17 protein-coding genes are annotated in these 18971 nt (G+C 74.2%); 10 read left to right on the top strand and 7 right to left on the bottom strand.

Annotated elements, in window-relative coordinates:
- The first annotated feature begins 8 nt into the window (after positions 1-8).
- The 10 genes from ACZ7LT_RS04895 to ACZ7LT_RS04850 all read left to right on the top strand — a co-directional run bounded on the left by ACZ7LT_RS04895 (position 9) and on the right by ACZ7LT_RS04850 (position 8547).
- Positions 9-779 carry a 2,3-dihydro-2,3-dihydroxybenzoate dehydrogenase gene (locus ACZ7LT_RS04895; RefSeq protein WP_471234355.1) on the top strand — a complete coding sequence of 257 codons (771 nt, stop codon included), beginning with the start codon at positions 9-11 and terminating at the stop codon, positions 777-779.
- Positions 780-833: 54 nt separating this feature from the next.
- Entirely contained in the window at positions 834-1457 is a 624-nt protein-coding gene (locus ACZ7LT_RS04890; protein WP_471234351.1) for an isochorismatase family protein, read from the top strand.
- Positions 1454-3382, top strand: coding sequence for an anthranilate synthase family protein (locus tag ACZ7LT_RS04885; RefSeq protein WP_471234349.1), 1929 nt, complete (start codon positions 1454-1456; stop codon positions 3380-3382). Before ACZ7LT_RS04890 ends, ACZ7LT_RS04885 begins: the two co-directional genes overlap by 4 nt.
- 7 nt (positions 3383-3389) lie before the next feature.
- A complete protein-coding gene (locus ACZ7LT_RS04880) occupies positions 3390-3905 on the top strand; it encodes a shikimate kinase (protein WP_471234346.1) in 516 nt (171 codons plus the stop codon).
- Positions 3902-4996 (top strand): 3-dehydroquinate synthase, encoded by a 1095-nt coding sequence (aroB, locus tag ACZ7LT_RS04875; protein ID WP_471234341.1) that lies wholly within the window; start codon positions 3902-3904, stop codon positions 4994-4996. The genes ACZ7LT_RS04880 and aroB overlap by 4 nt, the downstream gene beginning before the upstream one ends.
- On the top strand, positions 4993-5469 hold the full coding sequence (gene aroQ, locus ACZ7LT_RS04870) for a type II 3-dehydroquinate dehydratase (RefSeq protein WP_471234340.1): 477 nt from the start codon (positions 4993-4995) through the stop codon (positions 5467-5469). The genes aroB and aroQ overlap by 4 nt, the downstream gene beginning before the upstream one ends.
- Complete coding sequence (aroA, locus tag ACZ7LT_RS04865; RefSeq protein WP_471234336.1) at positions 5466-6749, top strand: 3-phosphoshikimate 1-carboxyvinyltransferase; 1284 nt, start codon at positions 5466-5468, stop codon at positions 6747-6749. Before aroQ ends, aroA begins: the two co-directional genes overlap by 4 nt.
- Positions 6746-7930 carry a chorismate synthase gene (gene aroC, locus ACZ7LT_RS04860; RefSeq protein WP_471234334.1) on the top strand — a complete coding sequence of 395 codons (1185 nt, stop codon included), beginning with the start codon at positions 6746-6748 and terminating at the stop codon, positions 7928-7930. The genes aroA and aroC overlap by 4 nt, the downstream gene beginning before the upstream one ends.
- A 15-nt stretch (positions 7931-7945) precedes the next feature.
- Entirely contained in the window at positions 7946-8212 is a 267-nt protein-coding gene (locus tag ACZ7LT_RS04855) for a ribbon-helix-helix domain-containing protein (RefSeq protein WP_471234331.1), read from the top strand.
- 65 nt (positions 8213-8277) lie between these two features.
- Entirely contained in the window at positions 8278-8547 is a 270-nt protein-coding gene (locus ACZ7LT_RS04850) for a PIN domain-containing protein (RefSeq protein WP_471234328.1), read from the top strand.
- An 8-nt stretch (positions 8548-8555) separates the two neighbouring features.
- Here ACZ7LT_RS04850 and ACZ7LT_RS04845 read toward each other — a convergent pair whose 3' ends face one another.
- Genes ACZ7LT_RS04845 through ACZ7LT_RS04815 form a run of 7 tightly spaced genes read right to left on the bottom strand, consistent with a single transcriptional unit; the run spans position 8556 to position 18940 of the window.
- Positions 8556-9554, bottom strand: coding sequence for a transglutaminase-like domain-containing protein (locus tag ACZ7LT_RS04845; RefSeq protein WP_471234325.1), 999 nt, complete (start codon positions 9552-9554; stop codon positions 8556-8558).
- Positions 9551-10681: an NAD(P)/FAD-dependent oxidoreductase gene (locus ACZ7LT_RS04840; RefSeq protein WP_471234322.1), complete on the bottom strand. Its 1131-nt coding sequence runs from the start codon at positions 10679-10681 to the stop codon at positions 9551-9553. Before ACZ7LT_RS04840 ends, ACZ7LT_RS04845 begins: the two co-directional genes overlap by 4 nt.
- The gene (locus ACZ7LT_RS04835) at positions 10678-12048 is read right to left on the bottom strand and encodes an FAD-dependent oxidoreductase (protein WP_471234318.1); all 1371 of its coding nucleotides are present in this window, start codon (positions 12046-12048) and stop codon (positions 10678-10680) included. The genes ACZ7LT_RS04840 and ACZ7LT_RS04835 overlap by 4 nt, the downstream gene beginning before the upstream one ends.
- Positions 12045-14138, bottom strand: a complete 2094-nt coding sequence (locus ACZ7LT_RS04830) for a molybdopterin oxidoreductase family protein (protein WP_471234315.1) — start codon at positions 14136-14138, stop codon at positions 12045-12047. Before ACZ7LT_RS04830 ends, ACZ7LT_RS04835 begins: the two co-directional genes overlap by 4 nt.
- Positions 14131-15495, bottom strand: coding sequence for a nitrate/nitrite transporter (locus ACZ7LT_RS04825; RefSeq protein ID WP_471234312.1), 1365 nt, complete (start codon positions 15493-15495; stop codon positions 14131-14133). Before ACZ7LT_RS04825 ends, ACZ7LT_RS04830 begins: the two co-directional genes overlap by 8 nt.
- On the bottom strand, positions 15492-16952 hold the full coding sequence (locus ACZ7LT_RS04820; RefSeq protein ID WP_471234310.1) for a nitrosuccinate lyase: 1461 nt from the start codon (positions 16950-16952) through the stop codon (positions 15492-15494). The genes ACZ7LT_RS04825 and ACZ7LT_RS04820 overlap by 4 nt, the downstream gene beginning before the upstream one ends.
- Positions 16949-18940 carry an FAD/NAD(P)-binding protein gene (locus ACZ7LT_RS04815; RefSeq protein ID WP_471234308.1) on the bottom strand — a complete coding sequence of 664 codons (1992 nt, stop codon included), beginning with the start codon at positions 18938-18940 and terminating at the stop codon, positions 16949-16951. Before ACZ7LT_RS04815 ends, ACZ7LT_RS04820 begins: the two co-directional genes overlap by 4 nt.
- Positions 18941-18971 lie beyond the last annotated feature (31 nt).

Genomic DNA, 18971 nt, shown 5'->3' with positions numbered 1-18971 from the left:
GTACGGACATGCAGCAGAAGATCGCCCTCGTCACCGGGGCGGCGGGCGGCATCGGCGCCGCGGTCGTCCGGGCCCTGGCCACGCGCGGCGCCACCGTCGCCGCCGTCGACCGGGACGAGACCCTGCTCAAGCAGCGCGTCGCCGAACTCGCCGAAGCCGGTCTGAAGGTCGAGGCGTTCCCCGCCGACGTCACCGACGGCGCCCAGGTCACCGCCCTCGTCGACGAGGCCGAACGGCGCCTGGGCCCCCTCGACTTCCTCGTCAATGCCGCCGGTGTGCTCCGCCTGGGAGAAGTGCGCACCTTCAGCGACGAGGACTGGGCGGCCACCTTCGCCGTCAACGCCACCGGCGTCTTCCGGGTCTCCCGGGCCGTCGTCGACCGCATGATCCCGCGCGGCGGCGGCGCCATCGTCACCGTCGCCTCCAACGCCGCCAACACCCCGCGCAGCGAGATGGCCGCGTACGCCGCCTCCAAGGCCGCCGCGTCCCTCTTCACCAAGTCGCTCGGCCTGGAGGTCGCCAAGTACGGCATCCGCTGCAACCTGGTCGCCCCCGGCTCCACGGACACCCCGATGCTCTCGTCCATGTGGCACGACGAGTCGGGCCCCAAGGGCACCATCGAGGGCCGCCCCGACGCCTACCGGGTCGGCATCCCCCTGAAGAAGCTGGCCCAGCCGCAGGACGTCGCCGACGCCGTCGTCTTCCTCCTGTCCGACCAGGCCTCGCACATCACCCTGCACGACCTCACGGTCGACGGCGGCGCCTCGCTCGGCGCCTGACCCACCACCCGCACCCCACTCACCCGTACGAGTACGAGTCACGAGAGGACGGTCATGGCCGGGATACCGCCCATCGAGGCCTATCCGTTGCCGACGGCGGGCGCCCTGCCGCCCAACACCCCCACGTGGTCCATCGACCCGGACCGCGCGGTGCTGCTCGTCCACGACATGCAGCGCTACTTCCTCGGCCCCTTCCCACAGCCCCTGCGCGACCAGCTGGTGGCCAACGCCGCCCAGCTCCGCGACCGCTGCGCCGCGCACGGCGTCCCCGTCGCGTACACCGCGCAGCCCGGCGGCATGACCCCCGAACAGCGCGGTCTGCTCGCCGACTTCTGGGGCCCGGGCATGAAGGTCGACCCCGCCGACCGCGAGGTGGTCGCCCCGCTCGCGCCCACCCCGTCGGACTGGCTGCTCACCAAGTGGCGCTACAGCGCCTTCTTCAAGACCGACCTGCTGGAGCGGATGCGCTTCCACGGCCGCGACCAGCTGATCATCTGTGGCGTCTACGCCCACGTCGGCGTCCTCGCCAGCGCCGTCGAGGCCTTCACCAACGACATCGAGACGTTCCTCGTCGCCGACGCCGTCGGCGACTTCTCGGAGGCCGAGCACTGGCAGGCCGTCGACTACGCCGCCAAGCGCTGCGCGGTCGTCACCACCACCAAGGAGGTCCTGGCATGAGCCCCACCGACCGCGACCTCCTCTCCCGGATCCTCGGCCCCACCCCGCCGCCCGCCTTCGCGGTGCTGCACCGCCCCGAGACCACCGGCCCGCACGGACTCGACATCCTCCTCGGCGAGGTCACCGAGCCGGCGACCCTCGCCGACATCCCGCTGCCCGACGCAGCCCCGGAGCCCGGCGCCGCCGCCCGGCACGAAGTCCTCGCCGTCGTCCCGTACCGCCAGATCGGCGAGCGCGGCTTCACCTGCGCCGACGACGGCTCCCCGCTCATCGCGCTGACCGTCACCGCCCAGGAGACCGTCGCCCTGGACGCGGCTCTCCTGCAGATCCCCGACGTGCCGATCAAGCTGACCGGCGGGCACTTCGACGTCGACGACGCCGACTACGCCGAGATCGTGCGCCGCGTCATCGCCGACGAGATCGGCACCGGCGAGGGCGCCAACTTCGTCATCCGCCGCTCCTTCACCGCCGACATCACCGACTACGGGCTGCCCAGCGCACTCGCCTTCTTCCGCCGGCTCGTGGAGCGGGAGACGGGGGCGTACTGGACCTTCCTCATCCACACCGGCGAGCGGACCTTCGTCGGCGCCTCCCCCGAGCGGCACGTCTCGCTCCAGGACGGCACCGCCGTCATGAACCCCATCAGCGGCACCTACCGCTACCCGGCCACCGGCCCCACCCTCCCCGGCGTCCTGGACTTCCTCGCCGACCGCAAGGAGGCCGACGAGCTCTACATGGTGGTCGACGAAGAGCTCAAGATGATGGCCCGGATCTGCGACGCGGGCGGCCGGGTCGTCGGCCCGTACCTCAAGGAGATGGCCCGCCTCGCCCACACCGAGTACTTCATCGAGGGCCGCACCACCCGCGACCCCCGCGAGATCCTGCGCGAGACCATGTTCGCGCCGACCGTCACCGGCTCCCCGCTGGAGAGCGCCTGCCGGGTCATCGGCAAGTACGAACCCGAGGGCCGCGGCTACTACAGCGGCGTCGTCGCCCTCATCGGCCGCGACGCCCACGGCGGCCGCGCCATGGACTCCGCCATTCTCATCCGGACCGCCGACATCGATCGCACGGGACGGGTGCGCATCGGTGTCGGCGCCACACTCGTACGCCACTCCGACCCGGAGTCCGAGGTCGCCGAGACCCGGGCCAAGGCCGCCGGACTGCTCGCCGCGCTGGAGGACGACGGGACCTCCCGCTTCCACGCCCACCCGAGCGTCCGCGCCGCCCTGGAGCAGCGCAACGAGACCATCGCGGGCTTCTGGCTCGCCGAGGACGCGGCCCGCGGCCGCCCGGACCCCGTCCTGGCCGGGCAGCGCATCCTGATCGTCGACGCGGAGGACACCTTCACCTCGATGATCGGCCAGCAGGTCCGCTCCATGGGCCCGCGGGTGACGGTCCGCCGCTTCGACGAGGAGTACTCCTTCGACGGCTACGACCTCGTCATCATGGGACCCGGCCCCGGCGACCCGCGCGAGGCCGACCACCCCAAGATCGCCCATCTGCGGGGGGCCGTCTCCGCACTCCTGGAGCAGCGCCGGCCGTTCCTCGCCGTCTGCCTCAGCCACCAGGTCCTGAGCATGCGCCTCGGCCTGGACCTCGCCCGCCGGGACGTCCCCAACCAGGGCGTCCAGAAGGAGATCGACCTCTTCGGCAGCCGCGAACGCGTCGGCTTCTACAACACCTTCGCCGCACGCAGCGACACCGACACCGTCCACGCCCCCGGCATCGGCACCGTGGAGGTGAGCCGCGACCCGGCCACCGGAGAGGTCCACGCCCTGCGCGGACCGCACTTCGCCTCCATGCAGTTCCACGCCGAGTCCGTCCTGACCCAGGACGGCCCGCGGATCGTCGGCGGACTCCTCGGCCAACTGGTCACCGGTATCCCGGCGGCCCCGGCCGCCCCGGTGGTCCCCGTCGGATGAGCCCCCGATGACCGGCCCCCTCGTCGTCCTCGTCGGGCCGATGGGCTCCGGCAAGTCCACGGTGGGCGCGCTCCTCGCCGATCGGCTCGGCGCGCCCTACCGGGACACCGACGACGACGTCGTCACCGCCGAAGGCCGCCCGATCCCCGAGATCTTCGCGGCCGACGGCGAGGCGTACTTCCGCGAACGCGAACACCTCGCCGTACGCACGGCCGTCGCCGGTCACCCCGGCGTCCTCGCCCTCGGCGGCGGCGCCGTGGTCGACCCGCGCACCCGGCGGATCCTCTCCGGGCAGCCGGTCGTCCACCTCTCGCTCGGCGTCGACGAGGCGCTGCGCAGGGTCGGTCCCGGCGCCGGCCGGCCCCTGCTCACCGGCGACCCCCGCGCCCGCTGGCGGGCCCTCGCGGACGCCCGCCGACCGCTGTACGACGAGGTCGCCCGCGCCGTCGTCGCCACCGACGGCCGCACCCCCGAAGAGGTCGCCCAAGCGGTCCTCCAGGAACTGAAGTTGAGGGATGAATGACGGACCAGAGCGTGACCCGTATCCATGTGGCGGGCAGCGCGGGGACCGACCCGTACGACGTACTCGTCGGCCGCGGCCTGCTGGGCGAGCTGCCCGGCCTCGTCGGCGACCGGGCGCGGCGCGTGGCCCTGATCCACCCCGTGACGCTCGCCACGCCCGCCGAGGCCCTGCGCAAGGACCTCGACGCCCACGGCTACGCCACCACGGTCCTGCCGGTCCCGGACGCGGAGGGCGCCAAGACCGCCCAGGTCGCCGCCGACTGCTGGGAGGCACTCGGCCGGGCCGGGTTCACCCGCACCGACGTCGTCGTCGGTGTCGGCGGCGGCGCCACCACCGACCTCGCCGGGTTCGTCGCCGCGAGCTGGCTGCGCGGGGTGCGCTGGATCGCCGTACCGACCACCGTCCTCGGCATGGTCGACGCGGCCGTCGGCGGCAAGACCGGCATCAACACCGCCGCCGGGAAGAACCTCGTCGGGGCCTTCCACCCGCCGGCCGGGGTGCTGTGCGACCTGGCGGCGCTCGACACGCTGCCGGTCCACGACTACGCCGGCGGACTCGCCGAGATCATCAAGGCCGGTTTCATCGCCGACCCGGTCATCCTCGACCTGATCGAAACCGACCCCCGGGCGGCCCGCAGCCCGCACGGCCCCCACACCGCCCAGCTCGTCGAACGCTCCATCCGCGTCAAGGCCGACGTCGTCTCCTCCGACCTGAAGGAGTCCGGCCTGCGCGAGATCCTCAACTACGGCCACACCCTGGCCCACGCCATCGAGAAGAACGAGCGCTACACCTGGCGGCACGGCGCCGCCGTCTCGGTCGGCATGGTCTTCGCCGCCCAGCTCGGCCTGCTCACCGGCCACCTGGACGAGCGGACCGTACGACGCCACCGCAGCGTCCTCGGCTCGGTCGGCCTGCCCCTCAGCTACCGCGGCGACCAGTGGCCCAGGCTCCTTCAGACCATGAAGGTCGACAAGAAGTCCCGGGGCGACCTGCTGCGGTTCATCGTCCTCGACGGCCTCGCCAAGCCCACCGTCCTGGAAGGCCCCGACCCCGACGTCCTGGCCGCCGCCTACCGTGAGGTGTCCGCATGAGCCCGCCGCCCACCCACCGGGTGCTCGTCCTCAACGGCCCCAACATCGGCCGGCTCGGCTCCCGCGAACCCGCCGTCTACGGCTCCACCAGCTACGCCGGACTCGTCAAGGTCTGCGAGGAGCTGGGCGCCGCCCTCGGCCTCGACGTGGAGGTCCGCGAGACCAACCACGAAGGCGTGCTCGTCGAATGGCTCCACGAGGCGGCCGACGGCGAGATCCCCGTCGTCCTCAACCCCGGCGCCTTCACGCACTACTCGTACGCCGTCCGGGACGCGGCCGCCCAGCGCACCGCCCCGCTGATCGAAGTGCACCTCTCCAACCCGCACGCCCGCGAGGAGTTCCGGCACCACTCCGTGGTCTCACCCGTCGCCAGCGGCACCGTCGCCGGACTCGGCATCGGCTCCTACCGGCTGGCGCTGCGGGCGCTCGCCGACGCGGACGACAGCCCCCTCGACCAGGAGCGCCGCCCATGACCCGGACGACCACGAGCCCCGGGCGCACCGCCCGTATCCCCGGCTCGAAGAGCATCACCAACCGCGCCCTGCTGCTCGCCGCGGCCGCCCAGGGCACCTCCCGGCTGCGGGCGCCCCTCGTCAGCGACGACACCCTCGCCTTCCGCACCGCCCTCACCGACCTCGGCGTCCCCGTCCGGGCCACGGACGACGACACGCTCTGGGAGATCACCGGCGGCGGCCAAGGCCCCACCGGCGACGCCGACGTGTGGTGCAACGACGCCGGGACCGCCGCCCGCTTCCTGCCGCCGTTCGCCGCGACCGGCACCGGCCGGTTCACCTTCGACGGCTCGGCGCAGCTGCGCGCCCGCCCCCTGCGGCCGCTCGCCGACGCCCTCGCCCGGCTCGGCGCCGACGTCCGTACGGAATCCGGCGCGTCGCTGCCGCTCACCGTGGAGACGCGGGGCCTCGACGGCGGCCGGATCGCACTCGACTCCTCGCTCAGCAGCCAGTACCTGACCGGGCTGCTGATGGCCGCGCCCCTGATGCGCACCCCGCTGGAAGTCGACGCCCGGGACCTCGTCTCGCGCCCGTACATCGACATGACCATCGCCCTGATGCGGCGGTTCGGCGCCGAGGTGAGCGAGAGCGACGGCACGCTCAGGGTCGGCACCCGCCCCTACCGGGCCACGGACCTCGACATCGAGCCCGACGCCTCCACCGCCTCGTACGTCTTCGCCGCCGCCGCGGTCACCGGCACCACGATCACCGTCCCCGGCCTCGGCCGCGACAGCCTCCAGGGCGACCTGCGGTTCGTCGAGGCCCTGCGGACGGCCGGCGCGGAGGTCGAGATCGGCGCGGACGCCACGACCGTCACCGGCACCGGGCGGCTGCGCGGCGGATTCGACCTCGACATGGGCGAGATCTCCGACACCTTCATGACCCTGGCCGCGATCGCCCCGCTCGCCGACGCGCCCGTCACCATCCGCGGCATCGGCCACGCCCGGCTCAAGGAGTCGGACCGGATCGCCGCCGTCACCAAGAACCTCACGGCGGCCGGGATCCGCGTCGAGGAAGGCCGCGACCGGGTCACCGTGCACCCCGGCGCCCCCGCCTCGACCAGGATCGCCTGCCACCGCGACCACCGGATCGCCATGGCCTTCACGGTCCTCGGCCTCGCCGCCGCGCCGGGCACGATCACCCTGGACGACCCCGCGTGCGTCGGCAAGACGTTCCCCGGATTCCACACCGAGCTGCGCCGGCTCTTCCCGGCGTACGAACCACAGGAGGAGCACCGTTGAGCAGGTTGCGCTGGCTGACGGCGGGGGAGTCCCACGGACCGGCCCTGGTGGCGACGCTGGAGGGCCTCCCGGCGGGCGTCCCGGTCACGACGGAGATGGTGGCGGACCACCTGGCCCGTCGGCGCCTCGGCTATGGGCGCGGGGCGCGGATGAAGTTCGAGCAGGACGAGGTGACGTTCCTGGGCGGTGTCCGCCACGGGGTGTCGCTGGGCTCTCCGGTGGCCGTGATGGTGGGCAACACGGAGTGGCCGAAGTGGGAGAAGGTGATGTCGGCCGACCCGGTGGATCCTTCGGAGCTGGCCGCCTCGGCGCGTAACGCGCCGCTGACCCGGCCGCGTCCTGGCCACGCCGATCTGGCGGGGATGCAGAAGTACGGCTTCGACGAAGCCCGGCCCATCCTGGAGCGCGCCAGCGCCCGTGAGACGGCCGCCCGGGTCGCGCTGGGCGCTGTCGTCCGTTCCTTCCTGAAGGAGGCGGCGGGCATCGAGATCGTGTCGCATGTGGTGGAGCTGGCGGCGGCGAAGGCGCCGTACGGGGTCTACCCGACGCCGGCGGATGTGGAGAAGTTGGACGCGGATCCGGTGCGTTGTCTGGACGCGGACGCGTCGAAGGCGATGGTTGCGGAGATCGACCAGGCCCACAAGGACGGCGACACCCTCGGCGGTGTGGTGGAGGTCCTGGCCTACGGGGTGCCGGTGGGCCTTGGCTCGCATGTGCACTGGGACCGGCGACTCGACGCCCGTCTGGCCGCGGCGCTGATGGGTATCCAGGCCATCAAGGGTGTGGAGGTCGGGGACGGTTTCGACCTCGCGCGCGTGCCGGGTTCGAAGGCGCACGACGAGATCGTGCGGACGGAGGACGGCATCAGGCGCACCTCGGGCCGCTCCGGCGGCACGGAGGGCGGCCTGACGACGGGCGAGTTGCTGCGGGTCCGCGCCGCGATGAAGCCGATCGCGACGGTGCCCCGGGCGCTGGCCACGATCGACGTGGCCACGGGCGAGGCGGCCGCGGCGCACCACCAGCGCTCCGATGTGTGCGCGGTCCCGGCGGCCGGAATCGTCGCGGAGGCGATGGTGGCCCTGGTCCTGGCGGACGCGGTCCTGGAGAAGTTCGGCGGCGACTCGGTCCCCGAGACCCGCCGCAACGTCCAGTCGTACCTGGACGCGCTCCACCTGCGGTGAGGGCACCATAGATCCATGGGACTGAAGCGCCGCACCGTCTACGCCGATGCCGAAGACTTGGCGATCATCAAGGAGGCGGCGAAGCGGGAAGGCATCACCGAGGTCGAGATCATCCGTGAGGCGATCCACCTGGCGGCCCTGTCCAAGCGCGTCTGGGACCCGGCGCTTGCCCTCCCCACGTTCAACAGCGGCGGCCCGGGCTCCGGCGAAGAGGCTCGCTCGGACCCGGAGCGGATCCGGGATGACAAGGCGCGCGCCTACGAGGAGAATCCGCCGGGCTGATCGTCCTCTCGCCCCTCGTCCTCGAGGAGGCTGATCATCTGCTGCGCAGGATCGCCGGCGCCGCGGTGCGGCAGGAGTTCCTCGACGGCATCATCGAGGAAACACGGCGCGGCCGGGTCAAGCTGCCGGAGATCACCGGCGACGTCATGGCGGCCAGCCGTGGCGTCATGCGGCGTTACAGCGCACTCGATCTGGACCTGGCCGATGCCGTCAACGTCGTTCTCGCCTCCGAGTTCCGGACGGATGCCGTGCTGACCTTCGACCGGCGGGACTTCCGGTCCATCCGTCCCCTCACCGCGCACAAGGCGTTCCGGATCCTCCCCGACGACATGTGACGGCTCTCCTACGGACATCGCCCACCCCCCGGCAGCTGACGGCACGACGTCTCCGGCGCCCCGCCGTCCGAGCAGCGGTGGGCCGTCGCCGGGCAGTCGGCCTCGTGGGTGAGGGGGAGGAGCCAGTTCGGGCGGGAGCCGCGGCAGAAGTCGACGAAGTCCGGGTGGCGGCCCGCGCGGTAGGCCTGGAGGGGATCCAGGGGGAGCCAGCGGCCGGACTCGCGGATCTCCGTCCAGGCGTGGGGGAGCGCCGCGGCCTGGCGGGGGCCGGGTGGGGCGAGGAGGAAGCCGGCGCGGGTGCGGGCCTCCAGGCCCGCCGCGCGGGCGTGGACCGCCATCACCAGGGCCGCGGTCACCGGGTCCAACGCCCCGTCCTTCAGGGCCCGTTCAGGTCTGGCCGCCAGCGCCGGCGGGAGCCGGGCGTAGCGGTAGCGGCCGGTCAGCAGGCCGTCGTACACCTCGCCGAACACCTCACGTGCCGCCCGCGATCGAGCCCGGCACGTCCGCCCCCGCAGGGTCACCTCCGCCAGCACCCGGCCGCCCGGCCGTAACGTCCGCCAGGTGTGCACCGTCGCCGTCTCCTCCGCGAGCGCCGTCGCGCACAGCGGCGGACCCGGCGCCCGCGTACACCCTGCCGAGCAGTGCGACGCCAGCGCGAGCCGTAAGCGGCGCGCCGTCGTCCACCCCGCCACCGGGCCGCCGGGCTGCGCCGTCCACCGCCGTTCCGCGGCCTCCGCCGCCGACCGTCCGGTCCCGGCGAGCAGCCCCAGGTTCAGCAGGTCGTACCGGTCGAACATCACCCCGTACGGCTGCTCCTCGGCCGGCAGACCCGCGTCGGTCAGGTGCTTCACCGCCTGCTCGTCGATGCCGAGGAGCCGTGCGGCGGACCGGACGCTCAGCTCGGGGCGCCGGTACTCCGCCGGGATCCCCGGCAGCCGCCCCACCGCCGGCACCCACCGCACTCTCAGCTCCGCCGCCGACACCGGCCCGACCGGCCCGTCGCTCATGCGTACGCTTCGGTCGGGCCGACCTCGACCCGGCCCACGACCGTGCGGCCGTCCGGCCCGAGGACCAGCTTCCGGTAGGCCTCCGCACCCGCCTCGGTGAACTCGATCGCCCCTTCCGTACGGGCGTGGATGTCACCGAACCCCGTCACCCCCACCCCGAGCAGCTTCAGCCGGGTCGTCTGCTCCGCCGCGTCGAAGGGGGAGTGGTCCAGGCCCAGCAGCTGGCGGGCCACCGACGCGGCCATCCGGTAGCCGGGCGCCACCAGGCCGTGGCAGCGGCCCGACACGGCCGCGCATTCGCCGATCGCCCAGATCGCCGGATCCGCCGTGCGCATCCGCCCGTCCACCAGGAAGCCGCCGCGCTCACCGGTCACCAGCCCCGCGTCGGCGGCGAGTTCGTCCCGCGGCCGGATCCCGGCCGAGAAGACCACGACGTCCGCCGCCACCCCCGAACCGTCCTCGAAGGTCACCCCCCGCACCCGCCCGTCCGGGCCCGCGTCGACGGACCGCGTCAGCGCGCCGCAGCGCACCGCCACCCCCAGGCCGCCGACCAGCCGGGCCAGCAGCGCGCCGCCCGCCGCGTCGACCTGGAGCGGCATCAGCCGGGGCGCCGCCTCGACGACGTACGGCCGCATGCCGAGCCGCCGCAGCGCGTCCGCGGCCTCCAGGCCGAGGAGCCCGCCGCCGATCACCACCCCGGGCCGGCCGGGGCGGGCGGCGGCCCGGATCGCTTCGATGTCATCAGGGGTGCGGTAGGTGAAGCAGCCGGGCAGGTCGTGGCCCAGGACGGGCGGGACGAACGGCCGGGAGCCGGTCGCGAGGACGAGCGCGTCGTACGCGTACCGGCTGCCGTCGGCGCAGCGCACCGCCCGGCCCGCGCGGTCGATGCCGGTGACGGCCGTGTCCAGCCGCAGCTCGACCTGCTCACCCCAGGAGCGGGGGAACGTCAGATCGTCCACGGTCCGGCCGTTCACGAGCGACGACAGCGCCACCCGGTCGTAGGCGGGGCGTGCTTCCTCGCCGAGGACGACGACCCGCCAGCCGTCCGTCCGGTCCAGCGCCCGGACCTCGTCGACCAGCCGGTGACCGGTCATACCGTGCCCGACGACGACCAGGGTGCGGGTCATGCCACCACCTCCGGGGCGCGTGTGTCCGACGGTCTCTCCCGGAGCGCGGCGCACAGCGCTCGTACGGTGTCCGCGCAGCCGCCGCAGCCCGTGGTGGCGCGGGTGGTCGTGGCGATCTGGGCCACCCCGTCCGCGCCGCCCCCGAAAGCGTCGGCGACCTGCTGCTTCGTCACGTTGTTGCAGTGGCAGACGAGCTCGTCGTCCTCCCACGCCGCAGGGTCCGTCTCCGCCGCCCGACTCTCCTCCCCGAGGAGCAGAGCGAGCCGGTCCGTGGGCAGCGGCCGGCCCTGGTCGTAGGCCTGCGCCACGGCTGCGAGGGCCTGTGGCAGTCCGACGAGCACCCCCGCCCGGACCCGTTCCCCGCGCAGCGACAGCCGGGCGTAGCGGCCACGGGCGGGATCCGAGAGCGTGACGACCTCGTCGGCGTGCTCCTCCGGCCCGCCCAGCCACGTCAGTTCGAGCCCCGGCGTCCGCGGCCGTACGAGCGGCGGCGGGGGCACAAAGCTCCCGGTCCCGCCGGTCAGCACGGCCGCCAGGGTCTCCGCCTGGGCCCGCGCGTCGTCAAGGAGTCCCGACGCGCCGCCCTCGGGCTCCGCGCAGGCGCCGATCGCGTGGATCCGGGGATCGTCCGTCCGCAGCCGGGAGTCGACCACGACGCCCGTACGGACCGTCAGTCCCGCCGCCCGGGCGAGAGCCGTGTCCGGCACCGCCCCGGTACACAGCAGGACCGTTTCGTCCGCGCCCGCCTCGCCCGCCCAGCGGGTGCCCAGCCGCAGCTCCACCCCGAGCCGCTCCAGCCAGTCCGCCACCAGCGCGCCGGCCACCTCGTCCACCCGGCCCGACAGGGGGTACGGGCCCGCGTGGACCAGCGTCACCGACCGGCCCCGGCGCCGCAGGGCCGACGCGGTCTCCACGCCCAGCACACCGCCGCCGACCACCACGACCCGCTCGGCGAGCGGCCGCGCGCAGTCGGCGAGGGTCCGCACCGCGCGCACGTCACCGCCGCCCGGCCCCGCGGGCCCTGAGGGCCCCGCCGGGACCGGCGTGCGGGCGCCGGTCGCCAGGACCAGCGTGTCGTACCGCTTCACCGTCCGGCCCGTCGGCGTCGTCGCGTACACCAGCCGCCGCGCCCGGTCCACGCCATGGACGGTCACCCCGGTCCGTACCCGCACGCCGTCCGGCGGCCCGGGCAGCGTCAGCGCCTGCGGCGGCAGCGTCCCGTCGAGGACCGAGCCGAGCAGCGTGCGCTGGTACGCACGGTGCGGCTCTGCGCCCAGGACCGTCACCGGGCCGGGCAGCCCGAGCTCGGCCAGCCGGGCTACGAACCGGTGCGCCGCGAGGCCGTTGCCCACCACGAGCGTCCTCATGCCGGCCCGATCCGTACCGCGCTCACCTTGAACTCCGGCATCCCGCTGCGCGGATCGAGCGCCCCGCCCGTGAGCAGGTTCGCCCGGCCACGCCCGGCGAAGTGGAACGGCAGGAAGACCGTGTCCGTCCGCAGCCCCTGCACCAGCCGCACCCGCGCCACCACCGACCCGCGCCGCGAGGTGACCTCGGCCAGCGCGCCGTCGGCGAGACCGGCGCGGCGGGCGGTGTCCGGATGGATCTCCACGTACGCCTCCGGCTCCGCCTCCGTCAGACTCCGCACCCGCCGGGTCTGCGCCCCGGACTGGTAGTGGGCCAGGACCCGGCCCGTGGTCGCCGTCAACGGATACTCCGCGCAGGGCAGTTCGGCGGCGTCGCGGTGGTCGACGGGCAGGAAGCGGGCCCGCCCGTCCGGATGCGCGAACCGGTCCAGGAAGAGCCGGGGCGTGCCGGGATGCGGGGTGCCGATGCCGCCGCGGTCCGGGCACGGCCAGTGCAGCGCCTCGCCCCCGTCCAGGCGGGCGTAGCTGATGCCCGAGTAGTCCGCGCGGCTGCCCCGGGTCGCCCGGCGCAGCTCCTCGAAGACCTCGCGCGGCCGGTCGGGGAAGCGGTCGGCCGGCTGGCCAAGACGGACCGCGAGGCCCCGCAGCACCTCCAGGTCGCTGCGGACCCCCGCGGGCGGATCCATCAGCGCCCGGCGCCGCAGCACCCGCCCCTCCAGATTCGTCAACGTCCCTTCCTCCTCGGCCCACTGCGCCACCGGCAGCACCACGTCCGCCATCCGTGCCGTCTCCGACGGCACGAAGTCGGCCACCACCAGCAGGTCCAGCGCGGCGAGCCGCTCGGCGACATGGGCGGCGCGCGGCGCCGACACCACCGGATTGGAGCCGAACACCAGCAGGGCGCGCGGCCCGTCCGCCGTGCCGAGCGAGTCGAGGAGTTCGTACGCGCTCGGTCCGGGACCCGGCAGGCTCCGCGCCGGAACGCCCCACACCGCGGCGACCTCCGCCCGCGCCCGCCGGTCGGTGATCGAGCGGTAGCCGGGCAACTGGTCGGCCTTCTGGCCCAGTTCCCGCCCGCCCTGGCCGTTGCCCTGCCCGGTCAGGCAGCCGTACCCGCTGCCGTGCCGGCCCGGCAGCCCGAGCGCCAGCGCCAGATTGATGAACGCGGAGACCGTGTCGGCGCCCTTGCTGTGCTGCTCGGCGCCCCGCCCGGTGAGGACGTACGCCCGGCGCGCCCCGGCCAGGAGCCGCACCGCCGCCCGCTGGTCGGCCACCGGCACGCCGGTCACCCGCTCGGTCCGCTCCGGCGTCCACGCCACCGCCCGCTGCCACGCCGGATCGAAACCGGACGTGCGGTCCCGCAGATAGGCGTGGTCGAGATGGCCCTCCACGACCGTGAGATGCAGCAGGCCGAGGGCGAGCGCCAGGTCCGTGCCGGGCGCGGGCCGCAGATGCAGCGCGGCCCGTCCGGCGGTCGGGGTGCGGCGCGGATCGATGACGATCAGCTCCGCCCGGTCGAGATGGCGCATCAGCGGCGGCATCGTCTCGGCCGGGTTCGCCCCCGCCAGCAGCACCACGTCCGCCCGGCCCAGATCCGTCACCGGGAACGGCAGCCCCCGGTCGATCCCGAAGGCCGCGTTGCCCGCGGCCGCCGCCGACGACATGCAGAACCGGCCGTTGTAGTCGATCCGGCTGGTGCCCAGCGCCACCCGCGCGAACTTCCCCAGCAGATACGCCTTCTCGTTGGTCAGCCCGCCACCGCCGAAGACACCGACCGCGTCCGGGCCGTGCTCCTGGCGCAGCTCCCGCAGCCGCCCCGCCACCACGTCCAGCGCCGTGTCCCAGTCGGACGGGGCCAGTTCGCCGTCCGCGCCCCGCACCAGCGGGCGCCGCAGCCGGTCCCGTACGTCCAGGACCTCCGGCGCCGTCCAGCCCTTCTGGCACAGCCCGCCCTGGTTCACGGCGAACGCCGACGGCTCCACCGACACCCCGTCCCGCGCCCGCGTCAGCCGGGTGCCGCACTGCAGCGCGCAGTAAGGGCAGTGCGTGTGGACCGTGCGCGGCGCCGTACGCGTCGACAGCTCAGACACGGGTGACTCCCGGCCGTACGGGCACCGGTCCGCCGGACGCGGACGGGCGGCCGGGACGCAGATACACCGCCCAGGTCACCGCCACGCACACGGCGTAGAAGGCGAGGAAGCAGACGAAGGCGGGGGTGCCGCTGCCGCCGTCGGAGCCGTACGCCGCCCGGAAGACCAGATTCACCGCGACCCCGCCCAGCGCGCCGACCGCCCCGGCGATCCCGATCACCGCCCCGGACAGCCGGCGGGAGCGCGCGAACGCCGCCGCCGCGTCCCGGCCACCGGTCACCGCCCGTCCGGCCTGCTCGGCGAAGACCGCCGGGATCATCTTGTACGTGGAGCCGTTGCCGACCCCGGTCAGCACGAACAGCACCGTGAACCCGGCCACGAACAGCCCGAGCGAGTCCTGTGCCGACGCGACCAGCAGCACGCCCGTCCCGGCCGCCATCGCCACGAACGTCCAGCACGTCACCCGTGCCCCGCCCCACCGGTCGGCCGCCCGTCCGCCCACCGGGCGCGCCAGCGAGCCGAGCAGCGGACCCAGGAAGGTGTACGACGCCGCCTCCAGCGGAGTCGAGCCGAACTGCGTCTGCAGCACAAGACCGAAGGCGAAGCCGTAGCCGATGAACGACCCGAACGTGCCGACGTACAGCAGCGAGATCCACCAGGTGTGGCGGCTGCCCAGCGCCTCACGCTGCGCCCCGCTCCCGCCTTCCCGCACGACCGTGATGTTGTCCATCCGCAGGGCCGCCAGCAGCGTCGCCGCCACGATCAGCGGCAGGTAGATCCCCGCCACGTACGACGGATGCGTGTCACCGGCCGTCGCGATCACCAGCAGGCCCAGCAGCTGCACGACGGCCACGCCGAGATTGCCGCCGCCGGCGTTGAGACCGAGCGCCCAGCCCTGATGGCGCTGCGGGAAGAACGCGGTGATGTTCGTCATCGACGAGGCGAAGTTGCCCCCGCCGACCCCCGCGAGGGCGCCGATCAGCAGGAACACCCACAGCGGTGTGCCGGGCCGCTGCACGAAGTAGGCGGCCCCGGCGGCCGGGACCAGCAGCACGGAGGTCGCGAACACCGTCCAGTTCCGGCCCCCGAAACGGGCCACCGCCGACGAGTACGGCAGCCGCAGCACCGCGCCGACCAGCGTCGGCACCACCACGAGCAGGAACTTCTCACCCGCGGTGAACGGCAGCCCGATCTCGGGCGACATGAACAGCACCAGCACCGACCACATGCTCCACACGGAGAACCCGATGTGCTCGGAGAGGATGCTCAAGCCGAGATTGCGGCGCGCGATCCTCCGGCCGCGCGCCTCCCAGAAGCGGGTGTCCTCCGGGTCCCAGTCCTCGATCCAACGGCTCATTCCGCCGTCCCCCGCAGGGCCCGGTCCACCAACGGGCCCGCCGCGCCCGTGTACTGCTCCGGATCGCACAGCCGGGCCAGCTCGGCGGCGTCCAGCAGCCCGTACAGCTCGGGCGCCTCGGCGAGCACGGCGTGCAGCGGCCGGCCGCTCTTGTCGGCGCTCGCCGACGCCCACGTCAGCAGCTCCTTCGCGGCGGCCTTGCCGAGCCGGGGCGCGAGGACCGCCGCGACCCGCTCCGAGACGATCCGGCTGCCCGTGAGCGCGAGGTTCTCCCGCATCCGCTCCGCCCGGACCTCAAGCCCCTCGGCCAGCTCCACGGCGGTGTGCGCGGCTCCGCCGGTCAGCCGCAGGCACTCCCGCAGCAACTGCCACTCGGCGTGCCACACCCCGCCCGACCGCTCGTCCTCCGAGACGAGACACTGCACAAGCCCGCCGGACAGAGCCGGCACCTGGAGCGCGGCGGACCGGATCAGGGTGGCGAGGACCGGATTGCGCTTGTGCGGCATCGCCGACGAACTGCCCCGGCCCGCCCGCGACGGCTCGGCGACCTCCCCGACCTCCGTCCGCGTCATCGACTGCACATCGACGGCGATCTTGCCGAGGGCGCCGGCCGTGAAGGCCAGCGCGGACGCCAGATCGGCGATCGGGGTGCGCAGCGCGTGCCAGGGCAGCGCCGGCCGGCCAAGACCCGTCTCCGCGGCGAACGCCTCCGCCAGCCGGTCCTGGTAGCCGCCCGGATCCTCGGCCGTCTCCCTCGGGCCGTCGATCCGCGCGTACTCCAGATATCCGGCCAGCGTGCCCGCCGCGCCGCCCAGCGACACCGGCAGCCCGGCCACGACCCGGCCGAGCCGCTCGTCGGCGTCGAGGACCAGCTGCCGCCAGCCCGCCGCCTTCAGCCCGAACGTCGTCGGCACCGCGTGCAGCGCCAGTGTCCGCCCCGCGAGCGGGGTGTTCCGGTGGTGCGCGGCGAGCACCGCGAGCGCGGCGGCCGTACGGGCCAGGTCACCGCGGACGATCCGCAGCGCCCGGTCCGCGACCAGCATCGCCCCGGTGTCGAAGATGTCCTGGCTCGTCGAGCCCCGGTGGACGTACTCGGCCGCCGCCGGATCGTCCCCGGCCACCACGCGGGTCAGCGCCTGCACAAGACCCACCACGGGGTTCGCGGTCTCCCGCGCCGCCAGCGCCAACTCCCGTACGTCGAACCGCTCGACCCGCGCCGCGGCTGTGATCGCCCGCGCCGCCGCCGCCGGGACGGCCCCGAGCCGGGCCTGCGCCCGTACGAGCGCGGCCTCGGCGTCCAGCATCCCCTGGAGCCACGCCTGGTCGCCGACGGCCTCCTCGACGGGCGTCCCGGCCCGTACGGGCGAGAGCAGCCCGGCGTCCAGGCCGACGGTGTTCCCGCCGGTACCGCCCGGCGGCGCCGAGCCGTACACCCGAGTCTCGTCCGTCGTCGTCATACGATCACGCCCGTCAGCTCCACGTCGTCCGTCACCGGCCGGACGCCCGCCGGGACGTGGGCCGCCGGAGGCAGCGCGCACAGGGCGCGGGCGATCGCGTCGGAGTCGCCGAGGGTGACCGAGTCGACGCCCGGGCGGATGCCGGCCGCCGTCACCCAGTGGACCGACTCCGTCGGCACCCCGTAGGCGAAGCGGCGCGGGTGCGCGCGGCCCCGGCCGTCGATCACGCGGTACGGACGCTCGGTGACCGCCAGGCCCCCGGTCTCGTGGCTCGTGCCGCAGGAGCCGGGGATGCGGTACGGCGCCGCCTGGTCGGTGTTGAGCAGGTGCAGCATCAGCGGGTCGTTCGTGCGCCGCAGGTCCGGCTCCGGCAGCCGCGCCTCGATGAGCACCGACGCCCGCACCGGCGGCCCCGGCACCGTGTTCGACGCTGCCACGAACGACGGGGCCGCCGCGTCGAGGCGGATCTGCGTCCCGGGTCCCATGACCTCCAGCACGCCCGCCTCGATCAGCGCGATCATCTCCTCGATCCGGGACGCCGGCGGGCCGATCGACAGGAAGCCGTTGAGCGGCGTGTACCAGCCCTCCAGGTCGTCCCGGTGCGAATTGCCCTCCAGGCCGCCGTGGTCCACCGCGAGCCGCACCTCGTTACGCAGATCGCGCAGCACGTCCAGGGCAGCCTTCAGCGGCCCGTCCACGTTCCCTGCCCGCGCCTCCGCGACATCCCGCGCCAGATGCGCCAGCAGCCACGTCCGGAACTCGCCCCGGCTCGCGAATTCCCGCTCTCCATACGGCCGGGACAGCTTCTCCCAGTCCCAGCGCTCCGCTTCGGCGATCCCGTACGCGCCGATCAGCGCGGCCCGCCCGGCCTCGTCGTCCATCGCCAGATAGCGACCGGTGAACTCCTCGCGCTCCGCGCCACGCCCCAGGGACTCAAGCAGCGTGCCGTAGTAGACGCTCTCCACCTCGCGGGAGATCAATGGCCACAGGTCCTGGCTGAAGTTGACCCGGTCCCCGTCGACCGACCGGCGCCGCAGGTCCGCGATGAACTCCGGCGTGAGCAGCTGCGGCAGGTAACGCCCGTACGCGCCCTTCTGGTTCTCGCCGCGCGCGTGGTACGGCACCCCGCGCCGCGACGACGCGAACAGCCTCGGCTCACGGCCCGACGGCCGGTACGCCAGCTTCCCGTCACGCTGCTCGAAGGAACCGCCCCGGCCGACCGTGAACAGCGCCATGTGGTCGAAGAAGTTCAGGCCGAGCCCGCGCAGCAGCACATGCTGCCCCGGCTCGATCCCGCCGAGGTCGAGATCGGCCGGATTGCCTGGCGTGACATACGTGAGGTTGTGGATCCGGGCGAGGCTCGCCGTCCGCGCCTCGCGCGCCGTCAGCTTCGCCGGCACGTGCCCCTGCGCGAGGACCACCCCGTCCAGCCGGTTCAGCCGGGTGCCGTCCTCAAGGCGCACCCCCTGCGGGCCGCCGGGCACGCCGTGCGTGTCGGCCATCGCGACCGCCCGCGTGCGGTGCACCCGTACGGTGATGTGGCGCGGCGCCCTCGCCACCACCCGCTGGAAGCTGTCGTGCAGATAGCGGCCGTAGAACGCCCGCGTCGGGTACGCGTCCGGGCCGAGCCGTCGCGCCTCGGCCAGCGTCGCCGCGTCGTAGGCGTCCGTGGAGGCCCCCGCGTCCGCGAGGACGGCCAGCTCACGCGCCCACTCGTACAGGCTCGGACCGGGCTCGATCGGCCCCTCGATCCGCGCGCTGTCGTCCGTGTACACCGTGACCTGCGAGGCCACGGTGTTCATCAGCAGATGCCGGGACTGCTCGGTCCGCCACACGGCACCCGCGCCCGGCGCGGCCGGGTCGACCACGTGCACCGTCAGCGAGGTGTGGGTCGGGGCGTGCCGCTCGTTGGCGCAGAGCCGTTCCAGGACGGACAGTCCACGGGGTCCGGCACCGACGATGCAGACTTCCGCGTGACCGCTCTTCATGGGGGTCTCCGATCTGAGTTCGTTCGTAGGT

This window comes from Streptomyces sp. NPDC039465 (genome assembly GCF_055639315.1).
This window is presented reverse-complemented; position numbering and strand designations above follow the sequence as displayed.